Annotated in this window: 15 protein-coding genes; 5 read left to right on the top strand and 10 right to left on the bottom strand. The window is 66.2% G+C overall.

What is annotated here, in order from left to right; genetic code table 11:
* Window positions 1-85: 85 nt before the first annotated feature.
* The gene (locus ASG20_RS08490) at window positions 86-1,480 is read right to left on the bottom strand and encodes an MFS transporter (protein ID WP_056051027.1); all 1,395 of its coding nucleotides are present in this window, start codon (window positions 1,478-1,480) and stop codon (window positions 86-88) included.
* Between the two features lie 149 nt (window positions 1,481-1,629).
* Here ASG20_RS08490 and ASG20_RS08485 point away from each other — a divergent pair, with 149 nt between their 5' ends.
* On the top strand, window positions 1,630-3,741 hold the full coding sequence (locus tag ASG20_RS08485) for a prolyl oligopeptidase family serine peptidase (RefSeq protein WP_056051026.1): 2,112 nt from the start codon (window positions 1,630-1,632) through the stop codon (window positions 3,739-3,741).
* Between the two features lie 136 nt (window positions 3,742-3,877).
* On the opposite strand, the gene ASG20_RS08480 is transcribed toward ASG20_RS08485, so the two are convergent.
* Both ASG20_RS08480 and ASG20_RS08475 read right to left on the bottom strand, forming a co-directional pair.
* Window positions 3,878-4,420 carry a glycine zipper 2TM domain-containing protein gene (locus tag ASG20_RS08480; RefSeq protein ID WP_056051024.1) on the bottom strand — a complete coding sequence of 181 codons (543 nt, stop codon included), beginning with the start codon at window positions 4,418-4,420 and terminating at the stop codon, window positions 3,878-3,880.
* 102 nt (window positions 4,421-4,522) lie between these two features.
* Window positions 4,523-4,816, bottom strand: coding sequence for a hypothetical protein (locus ASG20_RS08475; RefSeq protein ID WP_056051019.1), 294 nt, complete (start codon window positions 4,814-4,816; stop codon window positions 4,523-4,525).
* Window positions 4,817-4,999: 183 nt separating this feature from the next.
* Between ASG20_RS08475 and ASG20_RS08470 the strand changes: the two genes are divergently transcribed.
* Window positions 5,000-5,287 carry a type II toxin-antitoxin system RelE/ParE family toxin gene (locus tag ASG20_RS08470; protein WP_056051017.1) on the top strand — a complete coding sequence of 96 codons (288 nt, stop codon included), beginning with the start codon at window positions 5,000-5,002 and terminating at the stop codon, window positions 5,285-5,287.
* Window positions 5,287-5,583, top strand: coding sequence for a HigA family addiction module antitoxin (locus ASG20_RS08465; protein WP_056051015.1), 297 nt, complete (start codon window positions 5,287-5,289; stop codon window positions 5,581-5,583). Before ASG20_RS08470 ends, ASG20_RS08465 begins: the two co-directional genes overlap by 1 nt.
* Window positions 5,584-6,018: 435 nt before the next feature.
* Here the strand turns inward: ASG20_RS08465 and ASG20_RS08460 are convergent, their stop codons facing one another.
* On the bottom strand, window positions 6,019-8,298 hold the full coding sequence (locus ASG20_RS08460; RefSeq protein ID WP_056052855.1) for an ATP-dependent helicase: 2,280 nt from the start codon (window positions 8,296-8,298) through the stop codon (window positions 6,019-6,021).
* Window positions 8,299-8,517: 219 nt separating this feature from the next.
* On the opposite strand from ASG20_RS08460, the gene ASG20_RS08455 reads away from it, so the two are divergent.
* Both ASG20_RS08455 and ASG20_RS08450 read left to right on the top strand, forming a co-directional pair.
* Window positions 8,518-8,847 carry a UrcA family protein gene (locus tag ASG20_RS08455; RefSeq protein WP_056051013.1) on the top strand — a complete coding sequence of 110 codons (330 nt, stop codon included), beginning with the start codon at window positions 8,518-8,520 and terminating at the stop codon, window positions 8,845-8,847.
* Window positions 8,848-9,126: 279 nt separating this feature from the next.
* Window positions 9,127-10,764, top strand: coding sequence for an inorganic phosphate transporter (locus ASG20_RS08450; protein ID WP_056051011.1), 1,638 nt, complete (start codon window positions 9,127-9,129; stop codon window positions 10,762-10,764).
* Between the two features lie 92 nt (window positions 10,765-10,856).
* On the opposite strand, the gene ASG20_RS08445 is transcribed toward ASG20_RS08450, so the two are convergent.
* The 6 genes from ASG20_RS08445 to trpB all read right to left on the bottom strand — a co-directional run bounded on the left by ASG20_RS08445 (window position 10,857) and on the right by trpB (window position 15,847).
* On the bottom strand, window positions 10,857-11,285 hold the full coding sequence (locus ASG20_RS08445) for a DUF6628 family protein (protein ID WP_056051010.1): 429 nt from the start codon (window positions 11,283-11,285) through the stop codon (window positions 10,857-10,859).
* Between the two features lie 68 nt (window positions 11,286-11,353).
* On the bottom strand, window positions 11,354-12,667 hold the full coding sequence (locus ASG20_RS08440) for a bifunctional folylpolyglutamate synthase/dihydrofolate synthase (RefSeq protein ID WP_056051008.1): 1,314 nt from the start codon (window positions 12,665-12,667) through the stop codon (window positions 11,354-11,356).
* Window positions 12,668-12,784: 117 nt separating this feature from the next.
* The gene (gene accD / locus ASG20_RS08435; RefSeq protein ID WP_056051006.1) at window positions 12,785-13,636 is read right to left on the bottom strand and encodes an acetyl-CoA carboxylase, carboxyltransferase subunit beta; all 852 of its coding nucleotides are present in this window, start codon (window positions 13,634-13,636) and stop codon (window positions 12,785-12,787) included.
* Window positions 13,633-14,445: a tryptophan synthase subunit alpha gene (trpA, locus tag ASG20_RS08430; protein ID WP_056051004.1), complete on the bottom strand. Its 813-nt coding sequence runs from the start codon at window positions 14,443-14,445 to the stop codon at window positions 13,633-13,635. The genes accD and trpA overlap by 4 nt, the downstream gene beginning before the upstream one ends.
* Window positions 14,442-14,612: a hypothetical protein gene (locus ASG20_RS19645; protein ID WP_168371614.1), complete on the bottom strand. Its 171-nt coding sequence runs from the start codon at window positions 14,610-14,612 to the stop codon at window positions 14,442-14,444. Before ASG20_RS19645 ends, trpA begins: the two co-directional genes overlap by 4 nt.
* The gene (gene trpB, locus ASG20_RS08425; RefSeq protein ID WP_056051002.1) at window positions 14,609-15,847 is read right to left on the bottom strand and encodes a tryptophan synthase subunit beta; all 1,239 of its coding nucleotides are present in this window, start codon (window positions 15,845-15,847) and stop codon (window positions 14,609-14,611) included. Before trpB ends, ASG20_RS19645 begins: the two co-directional genes overlap by 4 nt.
* Between the last annotated feature and the right edge of the window lie 130 nt (window positions 15,848-15,977).

Raw genomic sequence — 15,977 nt, 5'->3', positions numbered from 1 at the left:
GGCTGAGGTGAGGGGCTGTTCCGGGCTGAGCGCTGCTTGGCTGCCCCTCACCCCGACCCTCTCCCCGGAGGGGAGAGGGAGTAGGTCACCGCGTTTGTTGCGCGGGCTGGACGTCTTGCGTTTCTTCGGTTGGTGGATTGCGGATCGAGGGGCGGAGGCGGCTTAGGCTGCATAGGCCTGCCACTAGCGCCAGGCCTGCTGCTACGAGCGGCGGGATCATGCCAGCGCCTACGCCCATGGCCAGGAGGGCGGCGACCAGGGTGGCGCCGGTGGTCTGGCCTACCAGCCGCACCGTCGAGACTAGCCCGCCAGCTGCTGCGGCGCGTTCGCGGGGGGCGGAGCCGATGATGAGGCGCGCGTTCGGGGCCATGAACATCCCGAAGCCCGAGCCGCACAACGCCATTCGCCATGCGATGTCGAAATATCCGGGGTCTGCGGGCATGTACGCGATCAGCAGCAGCGCAGTGATCGACACGCCCATGCCGATCCCGCCGAGCAGCCCGGCGGGATAGCGATCCGACAGCCACCCAGACAGTGGCGCGACGAACATGTTCGCCAGCGGCCACGGCGCGATCGCGGCGCCCACCTCCGCCGCGCTGAACCCGTAGGCGTGCGTCAGGCGGAACGGGGTCGAGAGCAGCAGCGTCATCTGCGCGATGAACGCGGTGTACGCACCGATCGCCGACAGCGCGAGGACGGGCCGAGCGAGCAGGTCGATCGGCAGGATCGGCTTGGTCTCGCCCTGTTCGCGCTTCACGAAGAACCAGCCTATCACCACGCCGGTCAGGACGATCGCGGCCGAGACGATCGGGCTGTCGCCGTGGACCGCGCTTTCCGCCCCGCCGATGACGAGGCCGATCATCGCCGCGCACATTACCGCGCCGAGGACGTCGAAGGGTTCGTCGTGTTTCCGCGGTTCCGGTAGCGCGCGTCCGAGCAGCAGCGACGCGATCGCGAACGGTACGGCGCTGGCGAACACCCAGGGCCAGGGGGCGATGGCGAGGACGAGACCGCCGATCGTCGGGGCGAGTGCCGCGGAACTGGAGACCACGACCGAGTTGATGCCGAGCCCGCGGCCAAGCTGCTTGGTGGGATAGATCGAGCGGATCAGCGCCGACGAAACGCTCAGTGCCGCCGCCGCACCCAGGGCCTGCGCGGCGCGGACGACGAGCAGGAACGGCAGGCTCTTGGCAAAGAAACACAGCAACGTCGCAACCGTGAACAGCAGCTGGCCGTATTGGTACATGCGCTTCAGGCCGATGCGGTCGCCGAGCCCGGAGAACGGGAGCAGTGCCATCGCCAGGATCAGCTGGTACACGGTGACGACGGTCACCACCGCGCTGTTACCGACATGCAGGTCACGTGCGATCGTTGGCAGCGCGACGGTGGCGATGCCGCCGTCGATGATCGTCAGCGCGGTCCCCGCCGAGATCGCGGCGATGGCGACGAAGCGGCGGGGTTTGGGCAGGCCGTCCTGCATTTTCTTGAACTCGCTTCGTTACCGCGGATCCTTCAACTTTCCTCAGGAGAGCCTTGTTCCGGGGACCACCGTGCCGCACACTCGACAGGATTTGTTATGCGGATCGGTGGACCCCGGAACAAGCCCGGGGTGACGGTAGGGAGTTGTATATGCGTGGTATCTTGTTTGCGACGGCGGCGACACTGCTTGCGGGGGCCGCAGCCACCGCCCAGGTCGCACCGATGACCAAGACGAACACCGCCGCCGACCCGTATATCTGGCTCGAGGACAAGGATGGCGTGAAGCCGCTGGCCTGGGTCGAGGCGGAGAATGCGAAGACGTTGCCGCGGCTCCAGAACGATCCGCGCTACAAGACCTTCTATGCCGAGGCGCTGGCGATCGCGTCGGCGAAGGATCGCATCCCGATGCCGAACCAGATGTTCGGGCGGATCTATAATTTCTGGCGCGATGCCGATCATCCGCACGGGCTGTGGCGCTGGACGAGTGCTGCCGATTACGCGTCGGCGACGCCGAAATGGACGACCGCGCTCGATCTCGATGCGCTCGGCAAGACGGAGGGCAAACAGTGGGTCTGGAAGGGCTCGACCTGCCTCGAGCCCGAGCAGCGGCTGTGCCTGGTCGCGCTCTCCGAGGGCGGCGAGGACGCGGTGACGTATCGCGAATTCGACCTGTCGACCGGACAGTTCGTCGAGGGCGGCTTTCTGCTGTCGCGGTCGAAGCAGGATGCGGCGTGGGTCGACAAGGATACGCTGCTGGTCGCGCGCGACTGGGGGGCGGGGACGACAACCCAGTCGGGCTATGCGTTCGTGATGAAGACGCTCAAGCGCGGCCAGCCGCTGACCGCCGCGACCGAAGTCTATCGCGGGGCGGCGACCGACCAGGGCAGCACCGCGACCAACGTGCTGACCGACGAGAAGGGCCATCGCCTGATCGTGATCCAGCGGCGCAAGACGTTCTTCGGCGCGGACAAGCTGGTGTGGACGCCGACGGGTACGCGCCCGCTCGATCTGCCTGACCGGACGTTTCCGGCGGGGATGATCGACGGCCAGGTGATCTTCTCGACCAGCGATCTATGGGGCAAGATCCCCGAGGGTGCGGTTGCTTCCGCACCGCTTGCCGAGGTCGAGAAGGGGACGATCAACCCGACGATCGTGTTCGCACCGGGGCCGCGCCAGTCGGTCGACGGGATGGGGCTGACCAGGTCAAAGCTGTTGCTGGTGGTGTCGGACAACGTCCGTGGCCGCGCGTCGGTCTATTCGCACGGCGCGCACGGCTGGACTGCCAAGCCGATCGCGCTGCCGGACAATGCCTCGATCGATGTCGTGAGCACGACCGATCGCAGCGACGACGCCTATCTGACGGTGACCGGTTTCCTCACGCCGACCTCGCTCTACTCGCTGGATGCGGCGACGGGCGCTGCGCCGAAGTCGATCAAGACTTTGCCGCCGAAGTTCGATGCGTCGAACGATGTCGTCGAGCAGTTCGAGGCGACCTCGACCGACGGGACGAAGGTGCCGTATTTCGTAGTCCACAAGAAGGGCATCGTGCTCGACGGGACGACGCCGACGATCATGACCGCCTATGGCGGGTTCGAGGTGTCGATGACGCCGAGCTATTCGGGGAGCACCGGCAAGCTGTGGCTGGAGCGGGGCGGGTCGTACGTGCTCGCCAACATTCGTGGCGGCGGGGAGTTCGGGCCCAAGTGGCATGATGCCGGGCGGAAGACGAAGCGGCAGGTGATCTATGACGACTTTGCCGCAGTGGCGAAGGACCTGTTTGCGCGGAAGCTGACGAGTCCGGCTAAGCTGGGCATCTATGGCGGATCTAATGGCGGGTTGTTGATGGGCGTCGAGTTCAACCAGCATCCGGACTTGTGGAAGGCGGTGACGATCCAAGTGCCGTTGCTCGACATGATCCGGTACGAGGGGATCGCGGCAGGGGCTTCGTGGGTCGACGAATATGGCTCGGTGAGCGTGCCGGAGGAGAAGGCGTTTCTCGAAAAGATCTCGCCCTATCAGAACATCAAGAAGGGCGTCGCGTATCCGGAGCCGTATATCTGGACGACGACCAAGGACGACCGCGTCGGGCCGCAGCATGCGCGCAAGTTCGCGGCGCGGTTGAAGGAATATGGGCTGCCGTATCTGTATTATGAGGATACGGCGGGCGGGCATTCGGGCGATGCGGATATCGAGCAGGGGGCCCGGTTGCAGGCTTTGCAGATGACGTATTTCACGCAGAAGCTGGTCGGGCCGGCGAAGTAAGGGGCGGCCCCAAGAAAGCCGTCATCCTGGACTTGATCCAGGATCCAGAGCCACGAAGCGTTATGCTCGTGGCTCTGGATCCTGACTTTCGTCAGGATGACGGAGGTTCGTCAGGATGACGGGATGGGGGTGCGGATCAGCGGCAGCGGACCTGGCTGTTGTTCTGATCCACGGCACGCCCGGCGAGGCCGCCGACCGCTGCACCCAGCAGCGTACCCACCGTCCGCGAACGACCGCCGTCGATCACGTTGCCGAGGATACCGCCACCGGCCGCGCCGATGATCAGCCCGGTGGTGCCGTCGCTACGCTTGCAATAATATTTGCCGTCCTGACCCGCATAGACGCGGTCGTTGGTCGACAGCGTGCGCTCCTGATAGTTCGGGCCGGCGCGGTAATAGCGCGAGGGATCGTAATTGCCTTCGTCGCGCTCGTCCGGATAGGCTTCCTGGTAACCACGGTCGGGTGCGGTGCGATAGCCGCCCTGTGGCGCATAGCCGCCGCGATTGCGGACCGACTGGTAGCGATCGAATTCCTGGCGGAAGATCTGCAATTCGCTGTCGAGACGCGACTGTGCGGCGGCGAAACGCGCGTCGTCGGCGCTGCTCTGCGCGAGCGCCGGTGTCGCTACGGAAAGGCACGTCGCCGCAATCACTGCAACCGTACCGAACAAACGCTTCATGACTGAAATCCTTATCGAGGGTCGAACGCAACGGCGGACGGCAGCATGATACCACCGTCCACCTTTCCCGGCGCGCGATTTCACGCGCCGGAACACCTTACATCAGCGGCAGATCTGCACGCGACGATGGTTGCGCCATTCGGTGCGGCAGCGGCGATTGTTGTTCCAGTTGGGACGATCATGGTCGCGGCCACGATAGCGACGGTCGTCGTGACGATCGCCGCGGTGATCGTTCCGGCGGAAATCACGGCGGTCCCCGCGATGGTCGCCACGGTGGTCGTTGTCGCGATACTGCTCGCTATGCCCGCGATCGCGCTGCGCCTCGGCCGGTGCGGCGGCGCCGAGACCGAGCGTTGCGAAGGCCAGCCCGGCGGCGATGAGATCGGTAAACTTCATGAGATGTCCTCTCGAACCCGACAATCGGGATGTGCCGGTGATACGGCTATCGAGTGACATCGTTCCTGAACGAGGTTGTCGGCTGCGGTACAGGTTTGGCATCATTCCAGCCGCCGATTGAAGCTCCGGTGTAAAGCGACAAGCGACGGTTGACGTGTAGCTTCGAATAGCGCACGCTTTACCATGTTGATCGAAAGCATTCGGCATAAGGCGTTGCGGTCGTTCGCCGAGACCGGCCGGTCGAGGGGATTGCCGGGCAATCTCGTCGATCGATTGCGAAATATGCTGGCGTATCTCGCCGCTGTCGAAGCCGCGGACGAACTGACGGTGCCACCCAATTTCGGCGCGCATCGCCTGGCGGGTGATCGGGCAGGCCTATGGTCGCTGACGGTGACGAAGAACTGGCGGATGACGTTTTGGATCAACGATGCGGGTGGCATCGAGGATCTCGATCTGGAGGATTATCACTGATGGCGATCAAGCTTCATGCGAGTTTTGCGGTTCACCCAGGCGCTTGGTTGCGGGCTGAAATTGTCGCGCCGCATGGGCTGAGCGTGACCGACGCCGCCGCCAAACTGCGCGTGACTCGGCAGGCGATGAGCAACTTGCTTGGCAGCCGGGCCGGGCTGTCGGCTGAGATGGCGATCCGGTTCGAGAAGGCGTTCGGGCTGCAGGCTGAGACGCTGATGCGGATGCAGGCGGCATATGATCTGGCACTAGCGCGGACGCGTGAGGGGGAGATCGAGGTTGAACGCGTGGCGGCTTAAGCGGCTCACCATCGATCACATCAGGATCGTTTTACATCTGGTGGGTCAACGCCTCAGATACTCGTCCCGGATTTACATTGAATTTCTGCGCCACGTCACGCTGGTGTAGCTTTGGATATCTGGCAGCGAATACCCTGATATCCTCTGCGAGTTCTGGCGTGAAATGTGCGCTTCGCACCGAGGCGCGCGTGACGGGCGAGTTTCGATACGTTTCGTCGGCTAGATCGTGAAGTTCTTCGATTCCGTACTCGTCTGCAATCTCGCGAAGTCGAGAACGTATCTGCGGAATCGTTCGCTTGTTACCCGACATACATCTGTCCTCGACTCGAAGTCTTGGAGTGATGATCTCAAACTTGACCGAAAGTTGCAAGTTTACGGGAACGTGTAAAAAATTTCCCGTCCAGTTCGGCATCGCGCGCCTCTCGACGCTTTACTTCATCCTATCGTCACAAAGCTATCCATCACCCGCTTGCGCCCGGACTGTTCGAAGTCGATCTCCAGCTTGTTGCCTTCGATCTCCGCGATCGCGCCGTAGCCGAACTTCTGGTGGAACACGCGCATGCCGAGCGAGAGGTCGTCGCGGCCCTTGTTGCCGAGGCTGATCGCGCTGGACCGGCTTTCGACGACGCGGGCGGGTTTGGTGGAGAAGGTGCTGCCGGTGCCGGACGCGCGTTGCCAGCCGGGGCCTCGGCCGGTGCCGCGCGCGACGTCGGCGAAGGGATCGGCGCGGTCGGACCAGTTGGCTTGCCACAGGCTCGCGCCGCCCGACATCGTGGTTTCCGTGTCGATATGTTCAGGCGGGAGTTCGGCGACGAAGCGCGAGGGGATCGAGGAGTTCCACTGCCCGTAGATGCGGCGGTTGGCGGCGTGGATGATGACCGCCAGTCGCCGGGCGCGCGTGATCGCGACGTAAGCGAGGCGGCGTTCCTCTTCGAGGCTCTTTACGCCGCCTTCGTCCAAGGAGCGCTGCGACGGGAACAGGCCTTCCTCCCATCCGACCAGGAACACCGTGTCGTATTCGAGGCCCTTGGCGGCGTGGATGGTCATGATCGTGACCTGCGGATCCTGCGCGCCGCCCTCGTTGTCCATCACCAGCGATACGTGTTCGAGGAACGCGCCGAGCGAGTCGTACTCCTCCATCGCGCGGACGAGTTCGCTGAGGTTCTCCAGGCGGCCGGTCGCCTCGACCGACTTCTCGGCCTGGTACATCGCGGTGTAGCCGCTCTCGTCGAGCAACTGGCGGGCGAGTTCGGCGTGCGGCAGGCTGGTCGCCATGTCGCGCCAGCGGGCGATGTCGCCGACCAGCCGGCCGAGCGACTTCTTCGCAGCCCCGGTCAGTTCGTCGGTGTCGAGAATGCGCGCGGCGGCGGTGGTCAGCGGCGTGCCGGTGGCGCGGGCGAGCTGGTGGATGCGCGCGACAGCCTTGTCGCCGAGGCCGCGCTTGGGGACGTTGACGATGCGTTCGAAGGCGAGGTCGTCCGCGGGCTGGTTCACGACACGCAGATACGCCAGCGCGTCGCGGATCTCGGCGCGTTCGTAGAAGCGGAAGCCGCCGACGATCTTGTACGGCATGCCGATCGCGATGAAGCGGTCCTCGAACTCGCGGGTCTGGTGCTGCGCGCGGACCAGGATCGCCACTTCATCGAGGCTCTTGCCGGCGCGGCGGACGATGTCGATCTCCTCGCCGACGCGGCGCGCTTCCTCGGGGCCGTCCCAGACACCGATGACTTTCACCTTCTCGCCGACGTCGCGCTCGGTCCAGAGCTGCTTGCCAAGGCGCCCGCCGTTGTTGGCGATCACGCCCGATGCCGCGCCGAGAATATGCGGCGTACTCCGGTAATTCTGTTCAAGGCGGATGACCTTCGCGCCCGGAAAGTCGCGCTCGAACTTCAGGATGTTCTCGACCTGCGCGCCGCGCCACGAATAGATCGACTGGTCGTCGTCGCCGACGCAGGCGATGTTCTTGCGCTCCTGCGCGAGCAGCCGCAGCCAGAGATATTGCGACGAATTGGTGTCCTGATACTCGTCGACCATGATGTATTTGAAGCGCTGCTGATACTGCGCGAGCACGTCGCGGTGCGTCTTCAGGATGACCAGCATGTGGAGCAGCAGGTCGCCGAAATCGCACGCGTTGAGCGCGATCAGCCGCGCCTGGTATTGCTGGTACAACTCGCCGCCGCGGCCGTTGGCGTAACGCTCGCTCTCGCCCGCATCGATATCGGCAGGGACGAGTCCCTTGTTCTTCCACTGGTCGATCAGCCCGGCGAGGCTGCGCGTCGGGAAGCGCTTCTCGTCGATGTCCGCGGCGAGGATCAGCTGCTTGAGCAACCGCAGCTGGTCGTCGGTATCGAGGATCGTGAAGTTCGATTGCAGCCCGACGAGCTCGGCGTGGCGGCGCAGCATCTTCGCGGCGATCGCGTGGAAGGTGCCGAGCCACGGCATGCCCTCGACCGCATCGCCGACCAGACGTCCGACCCGCTCGCGCATCTCGCGCGCGGCCTTGTTGGTGAAGGTGACGCTGAGAATCTCCGAAGGCCATGCCTTCTTCGTGAAGATCAGGTGCGCAAGGCGGGCGGTGAGCGCCGCGGTCTTGCCGGTGCCGGCGCCGGCGATGATCAGCACGGGGCCGTCGGTGGTCAGCACCGCCTCGCGCTGCGGCGGGTTGAGACCGCGCAGATAAGGAGGCTCTGCTTGCGGCGCGGACGTTTGGGCGATCTGGTTCACCGGTGAACAGGTAGGGAACGCGGCGCGATCGGGCAACCTTTGAAACGTCGCCGAATCGTCGCGCGGGCGTCATGAAGCGCGCCTAGAGACGGCGCAGCGACGTGGTTCGTGGTCGGAGCAGCCGCATCCAGAAAGGCTGCCCGACGCACTGGCGCCGTCGTCCCGCAGGCAGCGCCCTGCGGACCGCAGGACCATTTGAGGACCATCATCATGAAGCTTTTCAACAGCGTCGTTTCGGCGGCGATCCTTGGCGCGTGCCTGTTCTCGGCGGGGGCATCGGCCAGCGCCGTGCGCGAGCCGGTGTCGGTGCGCGTGTCGCATCGCGGACTCGACCTGACCAGCGACGCCGGGCGGACCGCGTTCCAGCACCGCCTGCGCTCGGCGATCGCCAGCGCCTGCCAGCCGCGTACCAACGGCCTCGATGCGCTCGCCGATGCGCGCCAGTGCCGTCAGGAGATGACCGACGATGCGCGCGTCAAGTTCGCCGCGATCCTCGGCCGCAACGGGACGCAACTCGCCAGCATCGGCGCGGGGCGGTGAGCTGTAGCGGTCGGTGAGAAGGTCGGCGCCCAACGATCCTCCCCCGTCAGGGGAGGTGGCACCGCGGGCGACGGAGGGGGAGGACACGGAACAGAAGTTACCGCTTCCTCCCCCTCCGTCTGGCAAGAGCCAGCCACCTCCCCCTGGCGGGGGAGGATCGGTGACGGCCTCGTCCCAAATCAGGGCGGACCATCACTTGATTTACATCTGTCATAAGATTGTCATCGTTAGGGCCGACTGCACATCCTCATGGCAACCTCCACATTTGCACCCGATGCGATGACGGCTGATTCGAGCGCTACGGCGTCGGCCCCGCGCACCGGTCCCAAACTCGATCATGCGATCCATCCGTCCGGCCGCTGGATTTTCCTCGCGGTGCTGATCGGCGGGCTCGCCTATGCCGGGTTCAGCATCGCGATCGATACCGCGCAGGTCGGCGAGTCGCTCGCGGGCGGGGCGTTCGCGTTCCTGGCGCTCGCGTTGCTGATCGCGCTGGGGTTCGAGTTCGTGAACGGGTTTCACGATACCGCCAACGCGGTCGCCACCGTCATCTACACGCATTCGATGCCCGCGCCGCTCGCGGTGGTGTGGTCGGGGTTCTTCAATTTCCTCGGCGTGATGCTGTCGTCGGGGGCGGTCGCCTATGCGGTGATCACCTTGTTGCCGGTCGACCTGATCCTCAACGTCGGCAGCGTCGGCGGGTTCGCGATGATCTTCGCGCTGCTGCTCGCGGCGATCGTGTGGAACCTCGCGACCTGGGCGGCCGGACTGCCCAATTCGTCGAGCCATGCGCTGATCGGGTCGATCCTCGGCGTCGGCCTCGCCAATCAGATGATCAAGGGCGGCGCTGACGGCACGTCGGGCGTCGACATGGCGCAGGTCTGGAAAGTGCTGTCGGCGCTCGCGTTCAGCCCGGTCGTCGGCTTCGTCGGCGCGCTGCTGATGCTGCTCGTGATGAAGCGGTTCCTGCGCGATCGCGCGCTGTACGAGGCGCCCAAGAGCGATACGCCGCCGCCGCGCGGCATCCGCGCGCTGTTGATCGGCACCTGCACCGCGGTCAGCTTCGCGCATGGCAGCAACGACGGGCAGAAGGGGATGGGGCTAATCATGCTCATCCTGATCGGCTGCGCGCCGACCGCCTATGCCTTGAACCGGACGATGCCCGAGAGCGCGACGCCGGCGTTCGTACAGGCTGCGCACGACGCGTCGACCGCGTTCGTGGCGCATGCGAACGGCGCGCCCGGAGACGTCGCCGCCGCGCGCGTCGAGGTTACGCGTGCGCTGAAGACCAAGCATGTCGCCGATCCGGTCGTCTATGGTGCGCTGTCGACGCTGTCGGACGACGTGTCGACGCGGATCGCGGGTTATGGCTCGCTCGGCAAGGTGCCCGCCGCGGCGACGCCGAACCTGCGCAACGACATGTATCTGCTGCTCGATACGACCAAGCTGATCACCGCCGATACGGCTGCGCAGAGCCGCTTCACCGCGCAGGAGATCACGACGCTCAAAAGCTATAGCGGGCAGCTGGAGCAGGGGACGCGCTACATCCCGACCTGGGTCAAGATCTCGGTCGCGCTGGCGCTCGGGCTCGGGACGATGGTCGGATGGAAGCGGATCGTCGTCACGGTCGGCGAGAAGATCGGCAAGTCGCATCTGACCTACGGGATGGGCGCGTCCGCCGAGCTGGTCGCGGCGGCGACGATCCTGCTGGCGGTCCGCTACGGCCTGCCGGTCTCGACGACGCACATCCTGTCGTCGGGCGTTGCGGGGGCCAGCGTCGCGAATGGCGCCGGGTTGCAGCGACGCACGGTGATGAACATGGCGCTGGCCTGGGTGATGACGCTGCCGGTGGCGATGCTGCTGTCGGGGGGGCTGTACTGGCTGCTGCTGACGCTGGCGCACGTGCTGGGATATTGATCGAGGACGGCAACGATCCTTCGAGTTTGCTGCACCGTGGATGCCGGCCTTCGTCCGGCATCAGTAGATCGATCGCCGCAGACTGACCCGCGCTAGGCGGTGACGGGGCGCCCTTCGTCGGCAAAGGCTGCGGCGACGGCGGCGGCGCTCGCCAGGACGCCATCGACGCGACGCACGCCGAGCAGATCGGCCATCAGCAGGCGGGCGGTCTCGGGCGCAGTCTCTATCCGCGCCAGGATCGACAGCATCGCCGCCTCCGCAGGCGTCATTCGCGCGCAGCAGCACGGCGCGATCGCGATCGTGCCCGCGGACGTACCCGCGAGATCCGCCATCAACGCGCGCAGCAGGACGAGCGGCCGCCGGAAGCTCTGGCCGAACGCGGTGAACAGGGTGTGCGCGGCGCGCGCGTCGGCAAGGCCGTTCGCGCCCATCCGCCGCATCGCGAACAGCGCGATCCGCGCGTTTTCACAGTCGGGCAACGCGTGCGGAAGCAGGGCGGTGGCGGTTCGAACATCGGTCATTCACGCGACTCCGTGGTGGTCGCGCCAAACTCGCCTGTTGGTTATTGATAGTCAATAGCAATAAGAGGTCAGTCCGGCGGCTGGTCGTTTCCGACGAGCGCTTCGCCTGCAATGTATAGCGATCCTGCGATCAGCACGACTGATGGACCCTGCGTGGACAGGCGATCGAGCGCGTCCGCAATGCCCGGAGCGACGTCGCCCTGGACGCCGTACCGGGCGGCGATCTCGACCAGCGCGTGGGGGGCGTGATGCGCGTGCCCTTCGACGGGGATGGCGATGATCCGGGCCAGCGACGGCGACAGAATACGGAGGACGGCGTCGGCATCCTTGTTTGCCAGCATCCCCATGACGAGCGTGACGGGGCGACCTTGCGCGATCCGGCGCAACGTCCTTTCGACCGGCTTGGCGGCGTTGGGGTTGTGCGCGCCATCGAGCCATAGTTCGCTGCCGGCGGGGAGGCGCGCGAGGAGCGGGCCGTCCGAGAGCCGCTGCATGCGCGCCGGCCATTGCGCCCAGTCGGCGGCGGCGCGCATCGCGGCTTCGGGGATATGCAGCGCGCCCTGGTTCCGGAGCATCGCGATCGCGAGCGCGAGGTTGCGTGACTGGTGTGCACCTACGAGGCGGGGGCGGTTGGTGACGACCGAAAAGCCGGTATCCTCGTAGCGGACGGTCGATCGCGCGGTTTCACTGGTCCAGGCGGTGCCGCGGGCGACGACGGGTGCGCCGGCGGCTGCGGCGATGGCTGCGATATTCGCGCGGAGGGCCTTGGGATAGTCCATCGTGACGAGGGGGACACCGGCCTTGGCGATCCCCGCCTTCTCGCCGGCGATCTCCAGCAGCGTGTCACCGAGGAACGACTGGTGGTCGATGCCGAGCGCGGCGATGCCGGTGACGACCGGGTTCGGGATGACGTTGGTCGCGTCGAGCCTGCCGCCGAGGCCGACTTCGACGATCGTCGCTGCCGCCGGCGTGCGGGCGAAGGCGAGGAACGCGGCGGCGGTCGTGACTTCGAAGAAGCTCGCCTGCAGGTCGGCGGCGTGGTCGAGCACTTCCGACAGCAAGGCGGCGAGCAGGTCGTCTTCGATCAGCTTGCCCGCGAGGCGGATGCGTTCGTTGAAGCGGACGAGGTGCGGCGAGGAATAGACGTGGACGCTGTGCCCGGCGGCCTCGATCGCGGCGCGGAGGAAGGCGCAGGTCGAGCCCTTGCCGTTGGTGCCGGCGACGTGGAACACCGGGGGGAGGTTGAGGTGGGGGTCGCCGAGGCGGCTCAGGAGCGCGGTGATGCGCTCGAGGCCGAGGATGTCGGCGCCGGGCGACAGCGCGGTCAGCCGGTCGAGCTGGGCCTGAACTGCGGGAGACGAGGACGTCGCGTGGTCGGGCATTCTTCTAGACTCCCTCTCCCCTCCGGGGAGAGGGCTGGGGTGAGGGGCTGTACCGGGGCGCAGCACTGCTGGGCTGCCCCTCACCCCGACCTCTCCCCGGAGGGGAGAGGGAGTGCTTTACGCGGCCTCGCGCGCGCTGAGGTACCCGATGACTGTGCCGAGCTGTTCGCGCAGGTCCTTGCGGTGGACGACCATGTCGATCATCCCGTGTTCGAGATAATATTCCGACGTCTGGAAATCCTCGGGCAGCTTCTCGCGGATCGTGCTCTCGATTACCCGGCGCCCGGTGAACGCCAGCGTCGCCTTGGGTTCCGCGATCTGGACGTCGCCGAGCATCGCATACGCTGCCATCACGCCGCCCGAGGTCGGGTCGGTGAGCACGACGATATACGGCAGGCCGGCGTCGTGGAGCATCTGGATCGCGACCGTACTGCGCGGCATCTGCATCAGGCTGAGGATACCCTCCTGCATGCGCGCGCCGCCGCTCGCGGTGAAGATCACGTAGGGCACGCGGTCCTCGATCGCCGCCTCGACGCCGCGCACGAAGGCCTCGCCGACCGCGAGGCCCATCGAGCCGCCCATGAAGCCGAAATCCTGCACGCCGACGACGACGCGGTGGCCGTCGATCGCGCCGCGTGCGTTGATCAGTGCGTCCTGCTCGCTGTTGTCGGTCCGCGCGGCCTTGAGGCGATCGGTGTAGCGCTTCTGGTCGCGGAACTTCAGCGGGTCCTCGGGAACCTTCGGCGCCGGAAGTTCGCTGCAGCTGCCCTCGTCGAAGAGCTGCGCAAAGCGGATCTTCGGCCCGATGCGGTCGTGGTGATCGCATTTCGGGCAGACGTAGAGATTGTCCTCGAGCTCCTTGGTGAAGATCATCTGCCCGCAGCCCTTGCACTTGTGCCAGAGATTCTCGGGCGTCTCGCGCTTCGCGACGAACGGCAGGACGTTGCGGACGCTGTTGAGCCAGCTCATGCGGGGACCTTTCGAGCCGAAGCGACGGCGTCGGCGAGAGACTTGATATAGGCACGGACCGGCTCGGCCGCAGCGGCACCGTGTTGCGCGACCAGTTCGACGATCGCCGAGCCGACGACGACGCCATCCGCGACGCGCGCGACATTGGCCGCCTGGTCGGGGGTGCGGATACCGAAGCCGACCGCGATCGGGATGTCGGTCTGTGCCTTCAGGCGGGCGACGGCGTCCTCGATCGAGGATTGCTGCGCCTGCTGGAGTCCGGTGATTCCGGCGACCGAGACGTAATAGAGAAACCCGCTCGCACCATCGAGCACGGTCGGCAGGCGAGCGGCGTCGGTTGTGGGCGTGGCGAGGCGGATCAGGTCGATCCCGGCGGCACGCAACTGCGGGCCGAGCGCATCGTCTTCCTCGGGCGGCACATCGACGCAGATCACGCCGTCGACACCGGCATTGGCAGCCGCTTCGGCGAACCAGTCCGCACCGCGCCGGAGCATCGGGTTGCCATAGCCCATCAGGACCAGCGGCACGTCCGGATGGCGTGCGCGGAAGGCGGTGGCGGCGGCGAGGATGTCCGCGGTGCGCGTCCCTTGCGCGAGGCTGCGGATGTTCGCGGCCTGGATCGCGGGGCCGTCGGCCATCGGATCGGTGAACGGCATGCCGAGCTCGATCGCGTCCGCGCCGCCCGCGACGAGCGCGTCCAGGATTGGGCCGGTCGCCTCGGTCGTGGGGTCACCCGCGGTGACGAACGCAACGAGTGCAGCGCGACCGGCGGCGGCGGTGCGCGCGAAGGTGGCGGCGAGGCGGCTCATCGCTTGTCACTCACGACGAGGCGCGACGCGCCGATGCCCAAACCGATCGCGAGCGCAGACACGGAGTGACCGTTGTCGACCACGCGGCTGGCAAGCCAACTCACCACGCCCGCGGTACATCCACCAACCACGACGCTCGTAATTCCCTGGCGCCAGTCCAGTTTCATATCGCCACCCCGAGTGCTTCGGCCACCGTGAAGATGTCCTTGTCGCCACGACCGCACAGGTTGGCGAGGATGATCTGGTCTTGCCGCATCTCGCGGGCCTTCTTCGTCACCGTGGCGATCGCGTGGCTCGGTTCGAGCGCGGGGATGATGCCTTCGGTGCGGCACAGCAGCTGGAACGCGTCGAGCGCTTCGGTGTCGGTCGCGCTGTCATACTGGACGCGGCCGATGTCGCGCAGCCACGCATGCTCGGGGCCGATGCCGGGATAGTCGAGCCCGGCCGAGATCGAGTGCGCCTCGGTGATCTGGCCGTCCTCGTCCTGCAACAGATAGGTCTTGTTGCCGTGAAGTACGCCAGGGAAACCGCCCGCTAGGCTCGCCGCGTGCTGCTTGTCGAGGCCGTGGCCCGCTGCTTCGACGCCGAGCATCTGGACGTCGGCATCGTCTAGGAACGGATGGAACAACCCGATCGCGTTCGAGCCGCCACCGATCGCCGCGACCAGCATGTCGGGGAGGCGACCGACCCGCTCCAGCATCTGCGCGCGCGCCTCGGTACCGATCACGCTCTGGAAATCGCGGACCATCTCGGGATACGGATGCGGGCCGGCGGCGGTGCCGATGATGTAGAAGGTGTCGTGGACGTTCGCGACCCAGTCGCGCATGCCCTCGTTCATCGCATCCTTCAGCGTGTGCGCGCCGCTGGTCACGGGGCGGACTTCGGCGCCGAGCAGCTTCATGCGGAACACGTTGGGGGCCTGACGCTCGACGTCCTTGGCGCCCATGTAGATCACGCAAGGGAGGCCGAAGCGCGCGCAGACCGTGGCGGTGGCGACGCCGTGCTGGCCCGCGCCGGTCTCGGCGATGATCCGGGTCTTGCCCATCCGCATCGCGAGCAGGATCTGGCCAATGCAGTTGTTGATCTTGTGTGCGCCGGTGTGGTTGAGTTCGTCACGCTTGAACCAGATTTGCGCACCCATGCCCTCGGGGGCGGACTCGCGGAGCGCTTCGGTCAGGCGTTCGGCGTAATAGAGCGGGCTCGGGCGGCCGACATAATGTTCGAGCAGGTCGTCGAACTGCGCCTTGAAGGCGGGGTCGGCCTTGGCGGCGCGGTACGCCTCGTCGAGTTCGAGGACGAGCGGCATCAGCGTCTCGGCGACATAGCGGCCGCCGAAGTCGCCGAAATGGCCGCGCTCGTCGGGCTGGGCGCGGTAGGAGTTGGGGGCGAGGGGAGCGTTCATGCAGGGGCGTTTAGCACTTCGTAAATCGCTGTCACCCCTTCCGTTTCCGCTAAAGACCACCCCGGCGGAGGCCGGGGCCCAATCGGGAAAGGCTTTTTGGCGAGTCGGATGCTCCGTTACCGCGACCTTT

It is taken from the genome of Sphingomonas sp. Leaf198 (assembly GCF_001424005.1).
Lineage (GTDB): Bacteria > Pseudomonadota > Alphaproteobacteria > Sphingomonadales > Sphingomonadaceae > Sphingomonas.
Note: the sequence above shows the minus strand (reverse complement) of the source record. Positions and strands in the feature narration are given on the sequence as shown.

What these genes read in the sequence shown, in the direction of transcription:
- ASG20_RS08490 (WP_056051027.1), bottom strand. Translation starts at nt 1,480, where the DNA reads ATGCAGGACGGCCTGCCCAAACCCCGCCGCTTCGTCGCCATCGCCGCG.
- ASG20_RS08485 (WP_056051026.1), top strand. Translation starts at nt 1,630, where the DNA reads ATGCGTGGTATCTTGTTTGCGACGGCGGCGACACTGCTTGCGGGGGCC.
- ASG20_RS08480 (WP_056051024.1), bottom strand. Translation starts at nt 4,420, where the DNA reads ATGAAGCGTTTGTTCGGTACGGTTGCAGTGATTGCGGCGACGTGCCTT.
- ASG20_RS08475 (WP_056051019.1), bottom strand. Translation starts at nt 4,816, where the DNA reads ATGAAGTTTACCGATCTCATCGCCGCCGGGCTGGCCTTCGCAACGCTC.
- ASG20_RS08470 (WP_056051017.1), top strand. Translation starts at nt 5,000, where the DNA reads ATGTTGATCGAAAGCATTCGGCATAAGGCGTTGCGGTCGTTCGCCGAG.
- ASG20_RS08465 (WP_056051015.1), top strand. Translation starts at nt 5,287, where the DNA reads ATGGCGATCAAGCTTCATGCGAGTTTTGCGGTTCACCCAGGCGCTTGG.
- ASG20_RS08455 (WP_056051013.1), top strand. Translation starts at nt 8,518, where the DNA reads ATGAAGCTTTTCAACAGCGTCGTTTCGGCGGCGATCCTTGGCGCGTGC.
- ASG20_RS08450 (WP_056051011.1), top strand. Translation starts at nt 9,127, where the DNA reads ATGACGGCTGATTCGAGCGCTACGGCGTCGGCCCCGCGCACCGGTCCC.
- ASG20_RS08445 (WP_056051010.1), bottom strand. Translation starts at nt 11,285, where the DNA reads ATGACCGATGTTCGAACCGCCACCGCCCTGCTTCCGCACGCGTTGCCC.
- ASG20_RS08440 (WP_056051008.1), bottom strand. Translation starts at nt 12,667, where the DNA reads ATGCCCGACCACGCGACGTCCTCGTCTCCCGCAGTTCAGGCCCAGCTC.
- accD (WP_056051006.1), bottom strand. Translation starts at nt 13,636, where the DNA reads ATGAGCTGGCTCAACAGCGTCCGCAACGTCCTGCCGTTCGTCGCGAAG.
- trpA (WP_056051004.1), bottom strand. Translation starts at nt 14,445, where the DNA reads ATGAGCCGCCTCGCCGCCACCTTCGCGCGCACCGCCGCCGCCGGTCGC.
- ASG20_RS19645 (WP_168371614.1), bottom strand. Translation starts at nt 14,612, where the DNA reads ATGAAACTGGACTGGCGCCAGGGAATTACGAGCGTCGTGGTTGGTGGA.
- trpB (WP_056051002.1), bottom strand. Translation starts at nt 15,847, where the DNA reads ATGAACGCTCCCCTCGCCCCCAACTCCTACCGCGCCCAGCCCGACGAG.